At 70.3% G+C, this 2720-nt stretch carries 1 protein-coding gene; it reads right to left on the reverse strand.

Going from position 1 to position 2720, the window contains the following annotated elements; genetic code table 11:
- Window positions 1-2720, reverse strand: a 2720-nt coding sequence (locus tag ABZ459_RS52655; protein ID WP_357989079.1) for a hypothetical protein, incomplete at both ends; no start/stop codon positions are given.

Consider the following 2720-nt stretch of genomic DNA (forward strand, 5'->3'; position numbering starts at 1 on the left):
GGATCGTGCTCGACCTCCGCGCCCAGCACCAGCCGCGCCCCACCGGCGTCGGACACCTTCCCGAACAACCACGGCGTCACCGACGCCAACGTCCACGCATCAGTGCCACGCGTGGCCGGAACGGCGCCCAGACCGCTGCCCGCCGTGCCACTGACCTGGACCGTCGCCGACTGCCACTCCGACCACGGGCCCGACACCTGCCCAGAGGTGGACACCCTGACACGCCAGCGGACCAGCCAGCCGTCCTTCAACTTGCCGGACGTCACGGTGGGGGTCTGCAGGGAACACTTGCTCCACGTCGAGCACGATCCGCTCGACACCTGACCGCTGTCGGACCAGATCAGCCCCGCCCCCTGGACGGGAACCGAAGGGTCGTGCTCGACCTCGGCGTCCAGCTTCAGCGACCGCGACTCGGGATCAGCGCCGTAGGCCGAGAAGGACGGCGTCGTGGACGTCAACCTCCACAGCCCGGACGACAACTGACCCGTCGACACCGACAGATCCGACACCACCGGCTTGGAGATGTCCACCCGCGCCGACTGCCACTCCGACCACGGGCTCGACACCTGCCCAGAGGTGGACACCCTGACGCGCCAGCGGACCAGCCAGCCGTCCTTCAACTTGCCGGACGTAACAGTGGGCGTCTGCAAGGAACACTTGCTCCACGTCGAGCACGAACCGCTCGACACCTGACCGCTGTCGGACCAGATCAACCCCGCCCCCTGAGCGGGAACCGACGGATCATGCTCGACCTCGGCGTCCAGCTTCAGCGACCGCGACTCCGGATCAGCACCCGACGCGGCGAAATACGGCGTCGTGGACGACAACCGCCACAACCCCGACGACAGCTGCCCCGTCGACACCGACAGATCGGACAGCACCGGCTTGGAGGCGTCGATCCGCGCCGACTGCCACTCCGACCACGGGCTCGACACCTGCCCGGAGGTGGTCGCGCGCACCCGCCAGCGGACCAGCCAGCCGTCCTTCAACTCGCCCGCCGCCACTGTCGGCGTCTGCAACGAGCAGGGGCTCCAGGTCGAGCACGATGCGCTCGACACCGCACCGGCGGCCCACCAGATCAGCCCGCTGCCCTGCACGGTGGCCGACGGGTCGTGCTCGATCTGCGCCTCCAGCCGCAGCGACCGCGACTCCGGGTCCGTAGCGTAGGCGGAGAACGACGGCTGCGTCGACGACAACGTCCACAGCCCCGACACCGACTGGCCCGGCGAGACCGATGCCTGGGACACGATCGGCTTGGAGGTGTCCACCCGCGCGGACTGCCACTCCGACCACGGCCCCGCCACCTGTCCAGAGGTGGAGGCCCGGACACGCCAGCGGACCAGCCAGCCGTCCTTCAGCTTGCCCTCTGTCACCGCCGGCGTCTGCAACGAGCAGGGGCTCCAGGTCGAGCACGAACCGCTCGACACCTGACCGGTGTCCGACCAGATCAGCCCACTCCCCTGCCCGGCGGCGGACGGGTCGTGCTCGACCTGCGCCTCCAGCTTCAACGACCGCGACTCCGGGTCGGCGCCGTGGGCGGAGAACGACGGCTGCGTGGACGGCAGCGTCCACAGTTTCGACGCGAGCTGGCCCGTCGACACCGACAGATCCGACACCACCGGCTTGGAGGTGTCCACCCGCGCGAGCTGCCAGCCCGACCACGGCCCCGCGACCAGCGCACCGGAGGCATCCGTCGACTGCACCACGGCCCGCACGCGCCAGCGGATCGACCAGCCGTTCTGGATCCCCTCCGCCGCGGGTGACGTGTGCGAGGCCGCACACGGCTGGCCGGTGAAGCAGGTCTCCCCGAACGTCGTGCTCTGCCCCGACCAGATCAACCCACTGCCTTGACCCGGCACGGCCGGATCGTGCTCGACCTCGGCCTCCAGCACACCAGGCCGACGATCGGCATCGGAGATCGCCGCGGTGAACACCGGATACTCGCTCGGCAACGTCCACACATCCGACACCGACTGACCCAGCGAAGGCGCCGCCTCGCTCGTCACCGGGCCGGGCGGAACCGTCCGGAACACCGTCGTGTCCACCCGCGCCGACACCCACGCCGACCACGGCCCCGACACCCCCGAGGCCGTCGTCGCCCGCGCCCGCCAGCGAACCTGCCAACCATCGGACAACTTCCCCGACGGCACGCCCGCCCAGGCAATCGTCCCCGTCGCATAATCCTTCGACGACGAACCCGCCCAGATCAGCCCCGTCCCCTGAGCCGTGGCGGCCGGATCATGCTCCACCTCCACGTTCAACCTGCTGGACCGGTTGTCCGGATCGCTCACCTTCGCGTACAACCACGGCGTCACCGACCCCGCCGTCCACGACGCCGAACCCGGCAGCGCCGGATCCATGCCCAGCGACTCCACGGACGGCTTGCGCAGGTCGATGACGGTGGCGGACCAGTCCGACCACGGGCCGACGACGTTCGTGGTCGTCTCACCACGCACCCGCCAGCGGATCCTCATGCCGTCGGTCAGCTTCGCGGCCGGGACCTGCACCCAGGCGTTCGCCCCTGACTGGGCGGCGGCGGTGCCCTTGCCCTCCCAGATCACCCCGGAGCCCTGTTCGGCCGCGTCGTGCTCGATCTGGACCCACAACCGCGAGGCGCGCGAGTCCGGATCGGTGACCTTGGCGTAGACCCACGGCGTGGTCGAGGACGCCGTCCACGACAACGCGCCCCTGGTCGCCGGGGTCCACCCACCATCCGACAC

Source organism: Nonomuraea sp. NPDC005692 (assembly GCF_040631115.1).
In the GTDB taxonomy this organism is placed as follows: Bacteria; Actinomycetota; Actinomycetes; order Streptosporangiales; family Streptosporangiaceae; genus Nonomuraea.